This window comes from Bradyrhizobium sp. sBnM-33 (assembly GCF_032917945.1).
Lineage (GTDB): Bacteria > Pseudomonadota > Alphaproteobacteria > Rhizobiales > Xanthobacteraceae > Bradyrhizobium.
In genome coordinates this window covers 6990710-7010128 of sequence record NZ_CP136624.1, presented here as the reverse complement: position 1 = coordinate 7010128, position 19419 = coordinate 6990710, and the positions used below count along the sequence as shown (strand labels likewise).

The window sequence follows — 19419 nt, the reverse complement described above, 5'->3', positions numbered from 1 at the left end:
GCCAGAGATGAGATATCAGCGGGCGAGGGACGCGCCTCGCGAATCCCCCTCGCTTTCCGCAGCCGGCCAATGGAATGACGCCTCTTTCGCAACTGACCCGTCGCAATTACCTGATCGCAGCGCATGATGCGCTGGCGACAGCGCTTGCGCTGCTGGCAAGCTTCTACCTGCGCTTCGAGGGAGGTGAGGCCTTCTATGCCCGCCTGCCGCTGCTGCTGAAGATCTTACCGCTGTTCGTCGCCTTCAGCGTCGTTATCTGCTACTTCTTCAATCTGACGACGACGAAATGGCGCTTCATTTCGCTCCCCGATGCGCTGAACATCCTGCGCGTGGCGACCATTTTGGCGGTCGCGCTCGTCGTGCTGGACTATGCCTTCATTTTCGGCGCATCGAACGGCAAGGCGCCGGTGCTGTTCGGCCGTATCACCATCGTGCTCTACTGGTTCCTTCAGGTGTTCGCGCTGAGCGCGCTTCGCTTCGGCTATCGCTATTTCCGTTACACCCGGGTTCGCCGCCATGCTCAGACCGAAGGCGCGTCGGCGACGCTGTTGATCGGCCGCGCCGCCGACGCCGAGGTGCTGTTGCGCGCGATCGAGAGCGGCGCAGTCAAGCAGCTTTGGCCGGTTGGCGTGCTGTCGCCATCGGCCGCGGACCGCGGGCAGTCGATCCGCAACGTGCCGGTGCTGGGCGGGATCGACGACGTCGAGGACGTGGTCCGCGATTATGCCGGACGGGGAAAGCCGATTTCGCGGGTCGTGATGACGCCGTCGGCGTTCGAACCCGAGGCGCACCCCGAGGCGGTTCTGATGCGGGCCAAGCGGCTCGGGCTGTTCGTCAGCCGCCTGCCGTCGCTCGAAGGCGGCGACGTGCCGAGGCTGACCAATGTCGCCGTCGAAGATCTTTTGCTGCGGCCGAGCGAGAAGATCGATTACGCGCGGCTTGAAGCGCTGGTGAGGGGCAAGGCGGTGATCGTCACCGGCGGCGGCGGCTCGATCGGTTCGGAGATATGCGACCGCGTCGCGACCTTTGGCGCTGCGCGGCTGTTGGTGATCGAGCACTCGGAACCGGCGCTTTACGCCGTGACGGAAGCGCTGACGGCGCGCGCAGCCAACGCCGTCATCGAAGGCCGGATCGCCGACATCCGCGATCGTGACCGGATCATAAGCCTGATGCGGGAGTTCAAGCCCGATATCGTGTTCCATGCCGCCGCGCTGAAGCACGTGCCGATCCTCGAGCGCGATTGGAGCGAGGGCGTCAAGACCAACATCTTCGGATCGGTCAATGTCGCCGACGCGGCCCAGGCGGCTGGCGCCGAAGCCATGGTGATGATCTCGACCGACAAGGCGATCGAGCCGGTCTCGATGCTGGGCCTGACCAAGCGGTTCGCCGAAATGTATTGTCAGGCGCTCGACCACGACCTGATGACGCAATCGGAGGGCAAGCCGCACATGAGGCTGATCTCGGTGCGGTTCGGCAACGTACTGGCCTCGAACGGATCGGTGGTGCCGAAATTCAAGGCGCAGATCGAGGCCGGCGGTCCTGTCACGGTGACGCATCCGGACATGGTCCGGTATTTCATGACGATCCGCGAAGCCTGCGATCTCGTGCTGACCGCAGCCACGCACGCGCTAACGCCGGCGCGGCCCGACGTCTCCGTCTATGTCCTCAACATGGGACAGCCGGTCAAGATCGTGGAGCTTGCCGAGCGGATGATCCGCCTGTCCGGCCTCGAACCGGGCGTCGATATCGAGGTGGTGTTCACCGGCATGCGGCCGGGCGAGCGGCTGAACGAGATCCTGTTCGCCAGCGCGGAGCCGACGATGGAGATCGGGGTCGCCGGCATCATGGCGGCCAAGCCGAATGAGCCGCCGATGCAGACCTTGCGCAAATGGCTTGCGGCGCTGGAGGATGCAATCGCGCGGGATGACCGCTCTACCATCCGCGCGGTGCTCAAGGATGCCGTGCCGGAATTCAGATCGAACGCCGCCTGATTTTGCGACCTCGCCCGGTCGGTCCCCGCGGCCATTCGTGTCCTTCGGAAGCCATGATGCAGAAATCGGAAAAGTCGTCGTCAACCAGCATTTTCCACTGATTTGTGAGCCGCGGCACCCGCAAGATATGCGCCGTCTCGAGGTGCCAGGTCGACTGGGCAGGGTGAACGGTGCGGTATCCAACACGGTGAATGCCTGCGTGTACAAATTCACACCAACCGTGTTGGCATCGTGCGCCCGAGATCACTTACGAAATTCCATTTTGGCGTAATGGGTTGTTGCGTCCGCCTAGGCCATTCAACTTTCAGGAGCGGAAAAACGTTCCACGATTTCATTAGTCCGACAGCAGCCGCTTTGGCAGGCTGAAAGTGAGCCGGTAGAGCGTCAGACTGTCGATCGCACCGTGATCCTGGGCGGGGAGCTTGTTGCGCAGATGATGAAGGGCGTCGCGGACGGCGGCTCCGTCAAGTCCCTCGATCAGCAACAAGGCGGCGAACGAGCCATCGTTGCTTCGCATGCCCTTTTCGCGGGTCTTGATCGACGTCTGCGCGATGTCGGTGAGCAGCACGCGTGCGGCAATGATCCTGTCGAGGCGCGCGATCTCGGCGACAAGCGTGGCGGCATCCCAGGATGGCGCGGTCTCGAGGCGGAGAGGCGCGACGATGCCGCCCTGGCCGGTGCCTGCAGACGCCGCAACGCGGCCGCCGCCGCCGCGAAATTGCCGAGCCGCGGCATGATGCGTTGCGACCATGGCGTCGGCGCGTTCAGCCGCGCCAGATAGTCCGGCCCGCCGACGACGCGCTCGTCCTCGAGTTCGTAGAGAATGAAATAGCGGTTCACCGACGCGCCCAGCGCGCGGAACATGCGGCAGGCGAGAAGCCGTTGATGCCGACGCGCTCGGCGGCGTGTTCGCGGGTGATCCAGTGCGCCCAGTCGGTTTCGTCCTGCGGCGTCAGATCGCTCCAGATCGCGAGATAGCCGGATCCCTGCATGTCCCGCTTCCTTACTTTGGTCCGATGCGCATGGCGGCCGGAAGGGCCGCGGGCAATTGGCCGGCCCCCTGCAGTGCAGCCTGCATCGCGACGATGTAACAATAGGGGCCGAGGCCCGCAATCACGCCTTTCACGGCTGCCGAAAGCTTGGAGTGCCGGTGCAACTCGTCGCGGGCATGGATGTTGGAGATGTGCACCTCGTAGATCGGCCCCTCGAATATTTTCATGGCATCGAACATCGCAATCGAGGTGAAGGAGTAGGCGGCGGGATTGATGATAAGGGCGTCGGCTGAGTTTCGCGCCGACTGGATCAGATCGACCAGCTCGCCCTCGTGGTTGGACTGGTGAAACGCCAGTTGGGTGCCGGTGAAGGCGGCGAACTCCTCGCACGAGGCCTTGATGGCATCGAGCGTGGTCGAGCCGTAGATATGCGGCTCGCGGATGCCGAGCATGTTCAGGTTCGGGCCATTGAGGATCATGATACGCATGGAATGCCTTTCACGGGATAATGAAAGGGCAGTGTAGCCGATCGCGGCAACATGTCAGCCGGCAGACCGTTTCGTTAGTGCGGTAATGGCAATAGGTCACATTGATTTGCGTCATTGCGAGGAGCCAACGGGTCCGGCCCGATGATAAGCTCCGGACGAAGCAATCCATGCTTCCTAGCATGGATTGCTTCGCTTTGCGCGCAATGACGAAATGCTTGGTATTACCTGATGGAAGCCCTTGGCCTCTTGATGCACGGTTTCGCCGTGCTGTTGACCTGGAAGACGCTGCTCCTGATGATGAACGGGCTGGTGCTGGCAACCGCGCCGAGGATGCGTTCCGCCTGTCGATGATCGGCTCGGGCGGCGATCCGAAGGTGTTCTGGTCGACGGCCTGGTCGGTTCGATAACGCGTTCGGCAGTGTCGCGCGCATGCTGCGGCCGAAGGCGTAGCCAGCGGCGCCATTTTAACGGACGATTTGCTGTTCTGGAAGTCTTGGCGCTGCAGGCGTTGAAACGGCCAAAATGCAGTTCATCGGGAATGACTAGCGACTCTTACGAATAGAGAGGCCGTCCATCGAGGTGGCCTTACCGCTTGAGGACTCTCGTTCATGTTGGCGGCCCAAACACGATGTATAGCAGGACCACAACGAGAGCGCGCGGATGATCTCTAAGAGCTCTGAAGAAGCTCGATTCATGCCGCACCTCAGGCAGCCTTAAAGGGTAGCGAATTTCTGAGAATCGCATTGATCGACAAGGGCGGTCATCCGAAAAGATACAAATTTGCCGTCCTTGAAGAAAATGGCATAGGTCAGATTTGAAGGCGAGTCAGGCGCTTGGCCTCTGACGCAAATAATCCAAGGTTCCGATGAAATCGGGTGGGCGCGAATAGGACCGGCGACTTCCAGCGGATTCGAAAGCTTGGCTTCAGCCGCTACCGTCCTGATGACCGTCGTTACCGCGGATAAGACGGGCGGCTCGCCGCCGTCCGGCAACACATCGAGGGCCGAAGAACAGCCAGCCAGGCATATACACAAAGCAGAAGCCAAAGATCGCACGCCGCACCCCACCTTAGAGCCCTTGACTAGAGCAAATGAAGACACTCCTCAAATCAACTTAGGAACAAATACGGATAGCGCCGTTCGTCGGGAAAAGCGGAGCACGCACTCAGGCCCACCTTGTGCCAAGGGATTGCGCCAGAAGCGAATCATATCAATGATTAAAATCCGATGGGCCGCCTCAAGACATCAGTTGAGTCTAGCGAACCGGCTCGTGTCCTCATTTACCCTCCCAAGACTTAGTACAGCCCTGCGCAAGAGCCGCCAACCTGGGGATGGGTGGTCCGCGCGCTCTCACACCACCTTGCGCTGGCGTAACTCGGCGATCTCGTCCTTGCCGAAGCCGAACTCGGCCAGCACCTCTTCGGTCTGTTCGCCGAAGTCCGGCGGGCGTGCCGCCATGGTGCTCGGCGTGCGGGACAGCGTCACCGGCTGGCCGACGAGCTGAATATAGCGGTTCTCGTCGTTCGGCACGTGTTGCGCGATGCCGAGGTGCCTGACCTGGGCGTCCTCGAACATCTGGTCGATCGAATAGATCGGGCCGCAGGGAACGCCGGCCTCGTTCAATTCCTTGACCCAGGTCTCCGTCGACTTCTTCTCGGTGAGCTTGCCGATCGCTGCGTTCAGCGCGTCGCGGTTCTTCGAGCGCGCAGGCGCGGTGGCGTAATCGGGGTTGGTGATCAGTTCGGGGGCGCCGATCGCCTGCGCGCAGCGTTCCCAGATCCGCCCGCCCGTGGTCGCGATGTTGATATAGCCGTCGGAGGTCTTGAAGACGCCGGTCGGGATCGAGGTCGGATGGTTGTTACCAGCCTGCTTGGCGACTTCCTTCTCCATCAGCCAGCGCGAAGCCTGGAAATCCAGCATGAAGATTTGCGCCTGTAACAGCGAGGTCTGCACCCACTGACCCTCGCCGGAAACGTCCTGCTCCAACAGCGCGGTGAGGATGCCGAGCGCGCAGAACAGCCCGGCAGTGAGGTCGGCGACGGGGATGCCGACCCGCATCGGGCCCTGGCCCGGCGCGCCGGTGACCGACATCAGCCCGCCCATGCCTTGCGCGATCTGATCGAAGCCCGGGCGCTTGTGGTAGGGGCCATCCTGGCCGAAGCCAGAGATGCTGCCATAGACGAGGCGTGGGTTGACCTGGCGCAGGCTCTCATAATCGATGCCGAGTTTTGCCTTCACGTCGGGACGGAAATTTTCGACCACCACGTCGGCCTTGGCGGCGAGGCGCTTGAACACTTCGAGGCCCTTCGGGTCCTTCAGGTTCAGCGTCATCGCCCGCTTGTTGCGATGCAGATTCTGAAAATCCGAGCCGTGGCGCGGGCCGCCCGGCTGCTCGCCGCCGCCGTCTTCCAGGAGCGCATCGATCTTGATGACGTTGGCGCCCCAGTCCGCCAACTGCCGCACGCAGGTCGGCCCGGACCGGACGCGGGTCAGGTCGAGCACGGTAAAGCGGGAAAGGGCCTGCGATGCGCGGGGGAAAGGCATTGAGAAACCTTGATTTTTTGGATTTTGCGATGGGAGGGAGCAGCCCGGCCTGACTTAAACAAATCTGGCGCTGATTTCCAACTGCTTGTTCGCCACCCAGCGAGGGCCGTCGCCGGGGCAGGGCGAGGCAACATTTTTGGATCGGAAGCGGTCTGCCCGGCACGGCCCGCAAGACTACGGAGTGGCGGGGATTCTGCTTTTCACCGTAATGCACAGTAAAGGAGGCGCGCGCCGAGCCCGGCTGGTGAACAACCGGCGGCGAGTTCCACCTGCTGCGAAAGCTGCCAGATGATTTCGGGCACGCTCCAGATCAGTTCGGTGAGGTCGCCCTTCTGCGGATCGTCAGCCAGATCTTCCCTTGGCGGGATGGCCGATCTTGGATGCGGGCTGGATAGCGGAGCAGGGCGAGGAATAGTCGAAGGATTTTCCGACTTCCCACGGCCGCTCCTTCTTGCGCGAGGCGATCTGCAAGTCACGGTGGGTGAGGTCGATGCCGACGGCGTAGCCGTAGACATGATCGAGCGCCTTGTCGGCCGGGATATTGAGGCCACCGCTCTTCATCGCGACGACCAGTTCGACCTCGTGATGGTCGGAGTTGCCGGAGGCATGGTGCTGCGCGCCAGATCAAAGGCGGCGGAATGTTCCGGAACAGTCCGGCCATGATCGCTGGCATGCACGCCGCAGATAAGATATCAGCGGGCGCACAACACAATGCGAATCCTCATCGTTTCCGCAGCCGGCTAATGGAATGACGCCTCTTTCCCAACTGACCCGTCGCAATTACCTGATCGCAGCGCATGATGCGCTGGCGACCGCGCTTGCGCTGCTGGCAAGCTTCTACCTGCGCTTCGACGGTGGCGAGGCCTTCTATGCCCGCCTGCCGCTGCTGCTGAAGATCTTACCGCTGTTCGTCGCCTTCAGCATCGTTATCTGCTACTTCTTCAATCTGACGACGACGAAATGGCGCTTCATTTCGCTCCCCGATGCGCTGAACATCCTGCGCGTGGCGACCATTTTGGCGGTCACGCTCGTCGTGCTGGACTATGCCTTCATTTTCGGCGCATCGAACGGCAAGGCGCCGGTGCTGTTCGGCCGTGTCACCATCGTGCTCTACTGGTTCCTTCAGGTGTTCGCGCTGAGCGCGCTCCGCTTCGGCTATCGCTATTTCCGTTACACGCGCGTTCGCCGCCACGCCCAGACCGAAGGCGTGTGGGTGACGCTGTTGATCGGCTGCCACAATGGAAACGCTAATATGTCCGGCGAGCGCTGCAATAGCTTTTGTCGCGCTACGGCTGGGATGCGATACTATTTCCCGCCCGATAGATGATCTGGCGTTAGCCACCAAAGCAAGAAGAGAATCGCGGCTCCATTCGAGACAAGCGCCGTCGTCATCGGTACGTTCAAAAGGGTCGGCACAAGGGCGCAAGCGGATACGGCGACGAACCGCGGTGCTAGATGTTGAGAAACTATGTTTCCCAGCGACAGAATGAGCCCGCAGATCCCCGCCATGAGCGGAGTGAGCTTGAACCCGACGGAGGCTATGCCCTCTGTAGCGAAGAATGAGGCATTCAGGTTCCCATTGCGATAAACGGCAGCAAGCGCCGGCCCCAGTTCCCCATAGGCGCAGCCAAAGAAGTGACGAATAATCGAGACCTGACAAAAACCTGTAGTCGGACGGTTGGCAAAAAAGTCCGCATAATGGTCGATCGCGATCGACGGCATCCCGACAAACCGTAGGTTCAAATAGCTGAATGCGTATAAGTGCTCAGATGTTACCGAATAATCGATCAGCCCAACGGCTATGACACCAATATATATCAGAATGGTAGCTATCCGCGGCTCGCAATAGCTGAACAATAAGAACGTGCCCGGCAATGCGACTGCAGCGAAAAGCACCGTCTTGTTCACAACAATCGGGTAAAAGGCCAGTAATAGGAACAGAACAAGCCCGGCGAGGAGGAAACTCCTGCGCGCTGTGTGGAACGCAAACAGGTACGGCAGGATGGAAATTATAATAATGCCGGTTGCGTAGTTGAGCAGCACTGGGCGGGTGACTAACGTCCGTGCCTGACTGTCCGGATAGTCAAATGCAACGCCATACAAAGCATCGCTTAAAAGGACCGCGCCGGAAAGCAACATCAAGAATCCTGCGAGCCTGCTTATTGCAGTTTCGGAGAGCTGGGGCCGCCGAATATTCCACTTAACAAACAGAAGCGGCGCAAGCGCACACGCGAGTGCCGCTATCATTGACCATCTGGCCAGGTCTTTTTGATACGCAAACTGGCTAAAAAAACTGAGCCACACGAAGCCCGTCACTGCCAACAATAAAGGGACTGACAATAGGTAGCCAAAGGAAAAGCGAGCCAACCCCATTACTGGTACAAAAAGGAGCATCAGCGAGGAGAAGAGCGCGGCTTCTAATATTGGTCCGTGAGAACGCCAGACATGAAAGTCTGGGAAGACGAATCCCATGAGGAAAATGGAGACCACCGCCAAGATCAACGCAAGACCAGTCAACCCAGCCGCGGAAAGATTGGCGATCCGATTGCTCACGATCGATATTCTCCTGCTTGGACTGATGCTAGCATGCAATTAATGGTCGTTCAGCAAGAGGAGAAACACATAACGCAGGTCGGGCCGTTGGCCAGCGCCTAGCGAACGGATGGCTCCTGGTGAGTTGGTGTGAGCGCTAGGCTATCCAAGGCCAGCTCTGGCCGCTTTCGCCGCACAGAATAGGAGCCGGATCATGTCACGGCTTACCGTCGGGTGCAGTTCAGAATCTATCTTGTGGCCAAAGGTGAACCTGGACATAAAGCTTGATTCGCAAGCCTGATCGATGACTTCTATTGCAGCGGATCAAATAAGTCTAGCGTGATCGTCGCGCAGATGGACCACCACCACGACCAGCGTACTACGGATTAGCGAAAGCTTCATGTAAACGTGAAGCAGCCACGCTTCCAATATCTCGATCCCAAGCCGAGAGAGAAGTCGCTATGTCTTTTCTGATATGAAGTTCAACCTGCTCGTCTTGATTATCGTTCTAAGCTTCCTTGCAGGCTGCGCGAGCACGGGTAGCAACCCAGTTGCTGACATGCCGAGCTGGATGGGCGGGCTGCCATCCGATGCGCCCCCGAGGCCCGGGACCACGGCCTACGATGCCTGGCAAGCCGAGCGAGCGAAGGAGGCGGCCCGGCAGAAAGCAAAAGATGCAGCTCATGCGCGGCCCAGTCGCACGGTTTTGCCATGTTATCCCGATAAGAAGCTTCGGCGTTTGGAAGGCCGCATGATGCACCCATGCCGGCCCTGAGCCCAGACAAGCCTGCTTCGTCGAGGAATATCTTCTCGACATGTGCGCTTGCAAGCCGCGATCCGGGCTGGATTCTCAAAAACTAGCGGACAAGTCGAAGGCGCTCGATCAACTCGCGCGGCATCGTCGCTCTACAACGATCGGCTGGAGGTCAGCAGCGTCGAGGGCCTCGCGGACCGGATTGAGCGCGCCAAAGATCGCGCTAACGCCGAGCGATGGCCTTGAGCGCACAATTGGCTTTGCCCCGCCTTTGATTGGCAATGGTCGCACGAGTTCCCCATCCGACGCCAAGCTAGTTCCGACGACCCACCTCCGGCTTGCATAGGCGAGCTTTTACTGGCTTCGCGGGCCAAGTATCAAAGTATAAAGTCCCATGCCGCGAGATTCCATCCGGCGCTACCGCCGGGCAAGTTATTGGTCGGCGATGTGTAAATTTGCAGCGAAAAATCCGCGGCGGCGTCGCCATTGATATCGCCCTGGACGAGATAGCCTTTCACACCCGTCGACGAGATATTAGTTAGGTCCCATTGCAGCTGGCCGGCAACGCCGGTGAAGGCGGAGACGAAGCTGAAGGCTTGGTTGCCTCCAATCTTACTATTGGCGTCGATTGCGGCGAGGTCGATCTTGTCGCCATGTGCGAATGTATTGATGACGTCGCGCGCTGCGAATGCGATACCCGAGTCTGACAAGCTCGAAAGTACCATCCGATCGAGGCCGCCGCCGCCAGTCGTCGTATCTTTGCCGACACCGCCGTTGAGGTAGTCTACGTCCTGTCCCCCGAGCAGTGTGTCATTGGCTGCTCCCCCATACAATGTGTCGTTGCCGGCGAGGCCGCTTAGAAGATCATTCCCGCTATTCCCGTAGAGGGCATTTGATCCAGCATTTCCTTCCAGGTGTCGCCGCTACTCGTTCCATACAGATTCTCGATAGAGATGTACGAGTCCCCTTGTGCTTCACCTGTGTTAGCTGCTGGATTGTTCAGCGATGCTGTAACCCCGGTAAAGGATCAAATATTCCGTTGTAATAAACCGCAGTATCGGTGCCGACGCCGCCATCCAGTATGTCCCCACCAGTGCCACCCTCCAATTGATCGTTCCCACCAAATGTCGAGAGCGAATCGTTGCCATCCGAGCCAAAAAAAACATTGCCAGCAGAATCTCCGGTGATCACGTCGGAGAGATATGAGCCACGGACATTCTCGAAGCCGCCAATCCAAGCGTCGAACAACACCAATATCCGTTAACCCATCCCCGCTCTAGAAGCCCTTCTTTGTACCCGACCAACCCCAACAAAGTGGAGCTTTTGCGCAACGTGGTTGATCAGCTCGGTTTAGGCGTCGCCTGCAGCCCCAGCTCGACCAGCCGGCGAATGGCCTCGGGCCGAGAAAGGCTGGGGCCGCGATCTGCGATCCAGCGATCGAGCGCCGCGACCCAGTCGTCAGAAGCCCTCACTCCGATAATCGTGAGTTTTTTGCCAGTCGGCTCGTTCATTTCGTCGTCTTTCGCTGCAGCGCATGAATCGATCTGGAGGATTTTTACCAAGTCGGGTGCACCATGTGCTCATGAAGACAAACGCGAGGTAGCAACCTGTCTAGAGATCCTTTCGTATCGTCGTTGCTTGGGGAAAGAAGCCCCTGTGTATTTCTTTGAGTGTACGAAAAGCTTGTTGGCAACTTTGCTGATCTACCTCGCGAACATGCCCCATTGCTCTATTAGCGTCCGCCCGAATTGAATCCTTAGTAGCAGTGGGATCAGCTTCGACCATACGGTCCTCGCGAACTTCCTCGCCCTGTCTGCTTCCTGTTCTGTGACGTAAGCAACTGAATATCCCTGGCGATCAACTTGGCATTTTCGAATGTAGATATATTGCGTGTAAGCTCGTAGAAGCACATTCAGCGGCCTGTTACGTCAGCGGCGAGTCGTTGTTATTCTTGGATTCCGCGATCACGATCGGCTCTTTCGCTCTGCTCTACTCGAAATAGTGCGTTCTTGAACTTAGGGAAGCAGATCGCAAGGTCGTCATTCCCCCTCTCAGCGCCTGTAAGACGATAAATGTCGTTCCTCTCGAGACCCGGGAAACGAATACCTGCAGGCCGTTGCTCATGAACATTTTCATGCTGGCGGAGGTCCGCAAGTTCGCGGGCAGCATTTTAGCAACAATTCCTGAAACGGCGGCCTGTACGTCAGCTCGCAGAAACGCCTGCGGGCATGCTCTTGAGCCTGAACGGCACCACCCATCCAATCGCAACTGATCCGCGAGATCAAGAGGCCTCACGCAAAAGCCACTTTGAGGGGGTCCTTGTCGCTGACGTCCTTGCGCGTATCGACGTACATCCAAACTGTCATTTGAGGCACCGGTTGCAGCCGGTTGCGCCGTCACGCGCGCCAGCCGGCTGCGCTCGATGGTCGCCTTCGAGATAGCCTTCTCATCGCCGCCGCGCCCATCGCAAGATTCCGAAGTTGGCTGCAGCCCGTTCAAACTTAAATTGGCTCAGCCGCCTAAAGGCGCCCTCTGCGCCGTAAAAGGCTTTATGTGCCGCATTGCGCGGCCGACCAGGCGAAGCTGAGGCTGACGCATCGCCTTGAGCCCCGCCGGAGCGGCTATGATTGCCCTATGTTGCTCTTCATCGCGGCTCTCGATCCATGATGAAGCAGCCGGTTCAGCATCAGTTCACCCGCGGGAATGGGCAGGTGAGCGACGATCTTCCAATCGTCCATGCTTAGATATTGCAAAAGCGTTCGCTGAGCCATGTTGGGGACTTCAGCGGATTTTTGCCAGTCACTTCTTCTTCACCTATTTGGCAGGCTTCTCTCCTGGATCTTTCGACAGGACGTGCAGCATGGTTTCAATCATGCCTCAGATCGCCTCAGGACGTGAGTAGGGCCCTGTTTGACGACCCATGCGTTTCCGTTTTTCGGTGTGCTTCCGGCTGAGCACTTGTTGCGATCGTCGGCAAGCGGCTCGCTGGCACCTGAATGACGAGCGGCCCGCCGGTTCACGCTGCCGGGCCTTTCGGTGCCTGACCTACCGAACCGCAATGGTTCCGGGGACTAAGCGCCCATAGCTTTCCAGGCGACACTCGCAATAGTCTCCCGGTCGGAAAGTACGGCGCGCAACCGGACACGAACTCCGTTGCTGGTTGTACGGAGGCTGGACTATGCAGATCAGGCGTCTGCTGACGCCGTAACCCTCCTGCGGGTAATACTGCGCCCCCGCCACGGATGGGATCGCTGACCCACAAATTGCAAGCAGAAAGGGAAGGCATCTGGAAGTGGACATTTGCATCTTGATCACTCCGGAAGACGTAGGTTCAAACGAGCGTTGACTGGCGCCGTTCCATGGGGGCAGCCAACTTCATCCTGCCGCGAATTGAGAACCGGGGCAATCGACAGCCCGCCTGCAATCAACTACTGAGAAGCCCGCCCGCGTATAATGGCACGGCACCAAGGATTCGTATGCAGCCGATCATCGACCACCTGAACAACATCGTCCGGCCGTCGCTCCGCAACTTCACGGCGGTCGACCGGCCTTCGTCGCCGCCCAAACCGCCGCAGCCGGCGTCGAGGAGGCGCGCCAGGCCGTCATGCTGGCCGCCCGCCAGGCGGCCGTCGAGCTTCACCACTTCTCGGATTTCGTCCTGAACAACCCGGCGCCGCCGATCGCATTCCCAGACCTCGGGGCGGTGCGCGCCGCCGTGCAGGCGCACCTGATCTTCCTCCGCGAGCCCAAGGCGCCATATGTCGACAACGTCGCGCTCCTTCGGGACGTGGTGCCGATGCCTTTAAGCATCACAAACTGGACCGTACGAACGCCACCGTCGACGGCGCCGACGCCATCATCCTGACCGGCACCGGCTGGGACAAGCTGCGCTGGGGCGAAGGCAAATGGGACGGAGTCGAGCAGGTGATCGTCGAGCGCAAGAGCGGCGACCAGCGCTCCCTGTCGTCGGTGATGCAGAACGTCTTCGATGCCTGGCTGACGCTGCTCGGCCAGCCGCTGCCGCCAATCAATGAGTTTTAGCGGCTGACGAATTCCCCCTCCAGCGGTAGGTTCCCTTCCACTTGGGGGAGCGACATGGCCGATGAGAATTCTGACCACCGGCGCGGTGCTCCTCGCGGTGCGACGCTTGCGGCTGCCGCCGATAGAGCGCCGTTGGCCCATAAAGGTTGCGTAGCGATTTTCACGGGTGGACTGACCGCTGTTGGAGAATCGCGCATTGCTCTGGACAGGGTCAAGTTAAGGGTCTCGAAGAAATGCGCAGCACTATCTGTCCTGACAACTCGTACGTTGGCGCGATGACCACGACAAAGCACGGAGCGCGATATGCAGGTGGTCAAAGACGTGCTTGAACTCGCCACTATGCAGGATATGTCGCCCGCAGACCAAAAGGCGATCCGGGATCATGTCCGATTCTTGGTGCGAACTATCATTTGCGGTAGAAACAAGAACTGATGGATCATGCGTTCGCGGGGTGTTGATTCGGATTTTAACCTCTCGCCATGCTCACCGATGGGAACGCTCACCCATTTGGGTGAGACATGCTCTCTCGGGAGAACTACGGAAAATCGCCTAATCACGATGGGAACTTTCAGGGATCACTCCGCAAACCCAACGGGATCGTTCGAACTAGCAGACCCGTAGTTGTACTTTGGACACACCGGGCCATGCGGACTCTATCCAAGATTGACGCGAGATTGGCATTCACAATAGTGTCCACCTTCTTTAGCAGCGCTACATTCAGGACCATGCCCCATGGCATATTTGGCAGCCTCGACTTACGAGGCCATTCGCAACGATCCGTCGATGGTCGTCACGTACTACAATTCAACTCGGAGCCAATTTATTGCCGACCTCGGCTGGTCCGATCTCAGCGAAGAACTTCTCCAAGCTGCGTGGTGTTCGGTTGTTTCCTACGGAATGGCGCCATATGGAGCGGGGCCGAACTCCCTTGAACTCGATGACCTGTTGAAGTCTGACCATCTCGAATGCGCGAGCCAAGTCACTTTGACGTTTCACCTGATGGATGAGTTCGGCATCTCGAATGAAAATCAGGTCGCTATGGGGTGGGACAGCGGTGCTGTCGGCAACCATGCACAAATGATTGTCAGCGACGGCTTTTCCAGCCTGTTGCTTGATCCGACGATCGGTCTCGTTGTTCGCGACGTGACGCTGGAGGGCCTTATTGAAGGCACTCATTACACCGCGATGAAGTCATTCTATCACTGGGGTGACATCGACGCCTTCAACATGAACATCAAGGAAGCAATCGCACTCGGCGAGTATGAAGTGCGAGATGCAATATATTCGGTGCCGGGCATCGACAACTGGCTGAACGCCTACGCTGAGCACCAAGGCCTGATGCTAGAATATGGTAACGACAGCCAGACCATCGTCGGCTCGCTGTACAATGATGTCATTGTAGCGGGTCTAGGTAACGACATCGTTTACGGTGGCAAGGGTGCGGACAATCTCGACCTCGGGGATGGCATCGATTTCGGCTATGGCGGGTTTGGCAACGATTTCCTCTATGGCGGCCACGGTGACGACACTATTTTTGGCGAAGGCGGCAAGGACTTGATGACCGGAGCAGGCGGTCTCGATCAGTTTCGGTTCACAGACTTGTCCGAATCCGGCATCACATTTGCCCAGCGCGACGTGATCAACACGTTCGCGCACGGTGACAAAATAAACCTGGCGTCGATCGACGCCAACAGCCTAGTTGGCGGCAATCAGGCGTTTACATTTGGATCAGCCTTCACTGGCGTCGCCGGCCAGTTGCAGTGGGACCTCACCAATGTCTCCTCAACGGGCGTGAAGGGTTACCTCGTGCAAGGCGATGTGAATGGCGACAGCCACGCCGACTTCTCGCTGCAAATCTATACCTCGCCGACGGCGAGCCTAGCCGGCGGACCCGCGAGCTGGAATCTTGCGGCATGGGACTTTGTGTTGTGATCAGTGGCGGGGAACGGCCGTCCATTCACTGTCTTTAGAAGAGGCCGGGTCCTTGGCGCTATCGGCTTGATGGCTGGTTAACTGAGGCCAGTGTACTGCCGGACGATGTGTTCCGGCAGTACCGACCTTAAACAGCCGCCGCGAAGCGTCAGAGGAAGAAGTCCCACGCCGCGAGACTCCAGCCCGCGGCCCCGCCCGGCAAATCGTTGGTTGGCGACGTATAAATCTGCAGGGAGAAGTCGGCGGCGCTATCAACGTTCACGTCGCCGTGCACGAGATAACCCCTCACGCCCGTCGCAGAGACGTTGGTAAAGGTCCCACTGCAGCTGACCTGCTCCAATCGATGCGGCTGCAGGGCCGAAGGCGCGCCATATCCGCTGGACGGTTGAGACGGACTGCCCACTGGCCCGCGCCATGCCGCGCGAGCTCCAGTGGGTGGCGTCGGGCGGCTTCGTGCAAGGTTGCGGACAATCACGGCTTCGATCCGGGCATCCTCGATCGTACGCGGCGTCCCTGATCGCGGCTCGTCCCAAAGAGCTTCGAGCCGATGCTCGGCAAAACCGACGCCACTTGCCAACCGTGTCGGCATCCTATTCAGGCGGGCCGCAACCGCCTTGAGTCCGCTGAACTTCAGATTCAGGACACTAGTTCAGAATCCGATTACCGCAGCCTATTTAAATCGGTCGAGAACAATTTGAAAGCGGAAGGCCAGACCTCGCTCGACTCTTAGCGTCCTCAAGATGCTAGCAACCAACTGATCTAAAGCATAATCGTCGACGGAAATCGAGAGAAAATGGGAATTGGTGGCCGCTGCAACCCACCACTGATCGGGAGAGCCAAAAAGTTCTCAAACTCAAGAGATCGCAGCTCATAACCGCAGCTTCTGAATTCATCGATGATTTCGTCAGCCGGTCGGTCGTGGCTCTCCTCATGCCCTACGACCTTTCTATACCGGAGTAGCATCGAGTTTTCGATGTTGGAGTCGTAGATCACGACACGACGCACGCCGAGGCGGGCGAACTCCGGCGTAAGCCGCTGAATATCCAAATGCTGATTGAGTCGTTGCAAACCGCTGTATCGCACGATCCATCCTGCAACGATGTCTCATATGCGCTCACTCGAAGGCACGGAACATTGTAGACGTCACGAGCGATCGCCAGAGAGTCCTCGTCGATATCAATGGGCGTGACATCGTATCCAGCATCAATAGCTGTCCGAGCAAACTGGCCAAAACCGCAACCGCAATCAAGTATCCGTTTCCCGTCAACCAGCGAAAGCAGCCTGGCGTAGACTGAGCGCATGATCTGACCATAGCAGCCATGAAGATTGCTGAGGACGCGCTTGCGATCGAATGTATGAATGATATGTGCCGCGATGAGTGCCTCGCGGGACAGCGTCATGGGATCGATCGAAGGATCTTCTGGCATTAAGTGTGGCCTTACTCAGTTGTCTAGATTGATACGTGGGTCGGGATACGCCCCGAGAAATACTTCGTGCGACATATGCGAAAGCAAGCTCGGCCTTGCGTAGGCGCAATATCCGAAGTTTGCGATCAGCGCGAGCGCCAAGCCCACGGACCGCCAGCCTTGGACCCGGCGCATCTTGAGGTGAATCAGATAGCAGAGCAGTAGCGTAAAACCGATGATCGACATGAAGCACTGATATCCCAGAAGGGGCGCAGCGTGCATCGGCCGCCATTTGATGATCAGGTGGGTCGGGCTGCCGATCAGGGTTGCGGTCAGAAGAACAAACAGTATGACGTAGTGCACATCCGCCTGCTGGAAGGAGGCTCTTATCACCCTGACGTAGGCCGTTAAGAAGAGGGCGAGGAAGAATCCAGCGTAATAGCGCCACAAGAATAGATGGTTGTAATGGGTTAGGTGAGTTGCCTGCGGGTGATATCCTTCCTGCAGTCGAACAACCTCGTCGGGTCCGTAGAGCCAGGACGACAAGGAGAACGAGAGCAGTTGCGGGGGCAGGTAAGTGCTGATCGTGGTGTAGAAAAAGGTGAAGAAACTCGAAACGACATCCTCGATCATCAGAATCGACTGGTTGAAGCCATATGTCGAGATCAAGTCGGCCTCGCCGCCGACTGGATGAAGTCCCTCCAATCCGAAGCGGTTCTTGATGCCGATGTACACAATGGCAACTGCCGTTGTGGTGAGTGCGACGAACAGACATCGGTAGACGCGATCGCGGTCTCCCATACGGCGATAGCGGTACGCAAGAATAGGATGGACAACCACGACTAGCGGCATAACGTCGAGCCATCCCTCGTACGACAGCGCGAGCGCTATGCATGTACCAACGGTAGCAAGCGCCCAGCCAATGTGAAAAGCTTGCCGCCGCAGTAACTCGACTGGGCATAAGCGAAGATCAGCATGAACGTCACGACCGGTAGGATGATAACGCTACCTGAGACGGCGTACACGTGATAGTTGAACGTGGTGGTTGCGAGCCCAAAGCCGAACAAGAAGGCCAGCATCAGCGAGCGAAACGCCAAGTAGGCAAGGAGATATCCCGTCACGACCATGATCGCCGCGAGGAGATAGAACGCCTTGGGTTCGCCTACGAGCGTTTCCAGCCAGTGAACCAGCAGAAAACCTGTAGGACCCCAGCGGCCATCAAAAAGCTTTGAGCGGAAGCATCAGCTGCCACCAGGACTGTTTGCTGATTTCGGCCAGCGTATCCTGATGGTAAGTGCCCATATAGGGCTTGATGAACGTGCCGGCTGCGTCAGCGTAAGCGCGAACCCATATGGACAGCACGACTAGAACGACGATCGAGACGGCGCCGCACAGGAACTTGCGAAACTGTTTGTTTCGGGAGATCTCCATCAGTTACGAGACGTCGGGGCGCGACAGCTCTTCGAGCTTCGCGTTGAGGCGCGAGAAATAGATGAAGTCGTGGTCTTTCCTGATCTTGTTTTGGAGGATCACGGTTCCTAGGGCAAACAAGATGAGATCTGTGATGACCAGTATCGCGAAGATCGATGCTGTTTGAGGACTGGAGCGGACGCCCTGGCTTGCCGCGTTCGATATAGCCTGAAGGCCCGAGGCGTCAGTGACGGCGATTGCCCGCGTGAACAGGGTAATCAGCGCGATCCCGAACCAGACCTCAAAATACCGGTCACGGCCGCCGGGACCATGAAGAACAACAGTGGGTTTTCGATTACTCCCCACAAGAGATGTTTCACAACCTTCTTTGCTGTTCCTAATACGCTGGCCCCGCCACGTCGTGCGGGCTGCTCCTCGACTTTCCAACGGAGGTGGGCGGGCTGTTCAATCATGGAGAGCCCCAGCAGTTGCGCCTTGATTAGCATCTCCGGTAACACATCCTTGTCCGGCGTTGTCAGGAGCATCTGCTGGATCGCTGACCGCCGATACAGGCCTTAAGATCGACGTATATGTCGAAAAGCCAACCGGCAGGACGCGCGCGAAATACCAATTCATGGCACAGCTCATAAATAGACGCATTGGCGGGACGCCGACGGCCGAACCGCCCTTCATATAGGCCGAACCAACTACGAGATCGACGCCGCTGGTCGTGGCCGTGGCTAGATACGCCGCGATGTGTTCCGGACCGTAGTCGAGGTCAGCGTCAACGCAAAAAAATCCATTCTCCCCGAGCCTCGGCGAAGCCGACTTGCAGCCGCGCCCTTGGCCGCATTGATAGGGTAGGAGACGCACCGAACGCTTGGGTTGGTGGCGGAAAGTTCGGCCATTACCGATTTGGTGCTGTCGGTGCTCCCATCATTTACGACCAGGACTTCCCAATCTCCCTTTAACGGGCCTCTCCAAGGCTGCTCTCGGAGGTAATCGCAAAGACGTGCGATGGACGCCGGAAGGATAGCTGCTTCATTATAGCAAGGTATGAGGATGGTGAGCAGCATCAAGGATGGACATTAATTGAATGATGAACGGGAGAAACTACCTGTTATCGCTCTTCAATTCAACTAAGGCGCTCTAGGCCTCCTGTGGCAAGGATTTAGGCCAAGCGAGAGGCGCTTCATCAGGTGTAGGCGGCTGAAAGCTTTCTTTCGATGTGGTCGACCGGATGCTCAACCAAGAAAAAGACCTAGCCCCACGCCGATCGCTAAGCCAAATTGAGCCACCACGGAAAGCCGGCGATACCGAAAAGTAGGAC

At 58.3% G+C, this 19419-nt stretch carries 19 protein-coding genes and 4 pseudogenes; 5 read left to right on the top strand and 18 right to left on the bottom strand.

The annotated features are described in order from the left end of the window. Positions 1-74 precede the first annotated feature (74 nt). Positions 75-1991 carry an SDR family NAD(P)-dependent oxidoreductase gene (locus RX328_RS33070; protein WP_317258556.1) on the top strand — a complete coding sequence of 639 codons (1917 nt, stop codon included), beginning with the start codon at positions 75-77 and terminating at the stop codon, positions 1989-1991. Between the two features lie 334 nt (positions 1992-2325). Here the strand turns inward: RX328_RS33070 and RX328_RS33065 are convergent, their stop codons facing one another. From RX328_RS33065 to RX328_RS33055, 3 genes are all read right to left on the bottom strand, one after another. After that, positions 2326-2742 carry a hypothetical protein gene (locus RX328_RS33065; protein ID WP_213253002.1) on the bottom strand — a complete coding sequence of 139 codons (417 nt, stop codon included), beginning with the start codon at positions 2740-2742 and terminating at the stop codon, positions 2326-2328. A gap of 85 nt (positions 2743-2827) precedes the next feature. Further along, positions 2828-2983, bottom strand: coding sequence for a hypothetical protein (locus RX328_RS33060; protein WP_213253003.1), 156 nt, complete (start codon positions 2981-2983; stop codon positions 2828-2830). Between the two features lie 11 nt (positions 2984-2994). Beyond that, positions 2995-3471: a type II 3-dehydroquinate dehydratase gene (locus tag RX328_RS33055; RefSeq protein WP_249726655.1), complete on the bottom strand. Its 477-nt coding sequence runs from the start codon at positions 3469-3471 to the stop codon at positions 2995-2997. A gap of 314 nt (positions 3472-3785) precedes the next feature. On the opposite strand from RX328_RS33055, the pseudogene RX328_RS43920 reads away from it, so the two are divergent. Further along, a pseudogene (locus RX328_RS43920) lies at positions 3786-4033 on the top strand (hypothetical protein); the annotation flags it as partial. A 787-nt stretch (positions 4034-4820) separates the two neighbouring features. Here RX328_RS43920 and RX328_RS33045 read toward each other — a convergent pair. Then, positions 4821-6014: a CaiB/BaiF CoA transferase family protein gene (locus RX328_RS33045; protein ID WP_213253004.1), complete on the bottom strand. Its 1194-nt coding sequence runs from the start codon at positions 6012-6014 to the stop codon at positions 4821-4823. Between the two features lie 251 nt (positions 6015-6265). Then, a pseudogene (locus RX328_RS33040) lies at positions 6266-6602 on the bottom strand (fumarylacetoacetate hydrolase family protein); the annotation flags it as partial. Positions 6603-6762: 160 nt separating this feature from the next. Here RX328_RS33040 and RX328_RS33035 point away from each other — a divergent pair. Beyond that, positions 6763-7245: pseudogene (locus RX328_RS33035) on the top strand (capsular biosynthesis protein); the annotation flags it as partial. A 74-nt stretch (positions 7246-7319) separates the two neighbouring features. On the opposite strand, the gene RX328_RS33030 reads toward RX328_RS33035, so the two are convergent. From RX328_RS33030 to RX328_RS33015, 5 genes and pseudogenes are all read right to left on the bottom strand, one after another. Continuing rightward, on the bottom strand, positions 7320-8567 hold the full coding sequence (locus tag RX328_RS33030; protein ID WP_213253006.1) for a hypothetical protein: 1248 nt from the start codon (positions 8565-8567) through the stop codon (positions 7320-7322). 1110 nt (positions 8568-9677) lie between these two features. After that, complete coding sequence (locus RX328_RS33025; RefSeq protein ID WP_249726656.1) at positions 9678-10133, bottom strand: hypothetical protein; 456 nt, start codon at positions 10131-10133, stop codon at positions 9678-9680. An 18-nt stretch (positions 10134-10151) separates the two neighbouring features. Continuing rightward, positions 10152-10214 (bottom strand): annotated as a pseudogene (locus tag RX328_RS43915) (hypothetical protein); the annotation flags it as partial. Positions 10215-10299: 85 nt separating this feature from the next. After that, entirely contained in the window at positions 10300-10548 is a 249-nt protein-coding gene (locus RX328_RS33020; RefSeq protein ID WP_213253007.1) for a hypothetical protein, read from the bottom strand. Positions 10549-10640: 92 nt separating this feature from the next. After that, a complete protein-coding gene (locus tag RX328_RS33015) occupies positions 10641-10811 on the bottom strand; it encodes a ribbon-helix-helix protein, CopG family (RefSeq protein WP_213253008.1) in 171 nt (56 codons plus the stop codon). A 2093-nt stretch (positions 10812-12904) separates the two neighbouring features. Between RX328_RS33015 and RX328_RS33010 the strand changes: the two genes are divergently transcribed. Together RX328_RS33010 and RX328_RS33005 are read left to right on the top strand one after the other, a co-directional pair. After that, positions 12905-13165 (top strand): hypothetical protein, encoded by a 261-nt coding sequence (locus RX328_RS33010; RefSeq protein ID WP_213253009.1) that lies wholly within the window; start codon positions 12905-12907, stop codon positions 13163-13165. Between the two features lie 908 nt (positions 13166-14073). Then, positions 14074-15273 (top strand): hypothetical protein, encoded by a 1200-nt coding sequence (locus RX328_RS33005; RefSeq protein WP_213253010.1) that lies wholly within the window; start codon positions 14074-14076, stop codon positions 15271-15273. Positions 15274-15421: 148 nt separating this feature from the next. Here the strand turns inward: RX328_RS33005 and RX328_RS43910 are convergent, their stop codons facing one another. From RX328_RS43910 to RX328_RS43900, 8 genes are all read right to left on the bottom strand, one after another. Next, positions 15422-15850: a helix-turn-helix domain-containing protein gene (locus RX328_RS43910; RefSeq protein WP_213253011.1), complete on the bottom strand. Its 429-nt coding sequence runs from the start codon at positions 15848-15850 to the stop codon at positions 15422-15424. Positions 15851-16032: 182 nt separating this feature from the next. Further along, positions 16033-16356, bottom strand: a complete 324-nt coding sequence (locus RX328_RS32995) for a hypothetical protein (RefSeq protein ID WP_213253089.1) — start codon at positions 16354-16356, stop codon at positions 16033-16035. Further along, complete coding sequence (locus RX328_RS43905; protein WP_410734079.1) at positions 16263-16574, bottom strand: class I SAM-dependent methyltransferase; 312 nt, start codon at positions 16572-16574, stop codon at positions 16263-16265. The genes RX328_RS32995 and RX328_RS43905 overlap by 94 nt, the downstream gene beginning before the upstream one ends. Before the next feature lie 141 nt (positions 16575-16715). Then, a complete protein-coding gene (locus tag RX328_RS32990; protein WP_213253013.1) occupies positions 16716-17531 on the bottom strand; it encodes a hypothetical protein in 816 nt (271 codons plus the stop codon). A gap of 35 nt (positions 17532-17566) precedes the next feature. Then, positions 17567-17800 (bottom strand): hypothetical protein, encoded by a 234-nt coding sequence (locus RX328_RS32985; protein WP_213253014.1) that lies wholly within the window; start codon positions 17798-17800, stop codon positions 17567-17569. Between the two features lie 97 nt (positions 17801-17897). Then, positions 17898-18110, bottom strand: coding sequence for a hypothetical protein (locus RX328_RS32980; protein WP_213253015.1), 213 nt, complete (start codon positions 18108-18110; stop codon positions 17898-17900). 257 nt (positions 18111-18367) lie between these two features. After that, positions 18368-18634 carry a hypothetical protein gene (locus RX328_RS32975; protein WP_213253016.1) on the bottom strand — a complete coding sequence of 89 codons (267 nt, stop codon included), beginning with the start codon at positions 18632-18634 and terminating at the stop codon, positions 18368-18370. 195 nt (positions 18635-18829) lie between these two features. Continuing rightward, positions 18830-19165: a glycosyltransferase gene (locus tag RX328_RS43900; RefSeq protein WP_409410851.1), complete on the bottom strand. Its 336-nt coding sequence runs from the start codon at positions 19163-19165 to the stop codon at positions 18830-18832. Positions 19166-19419 lie beyond the last annotated feature (254 nt).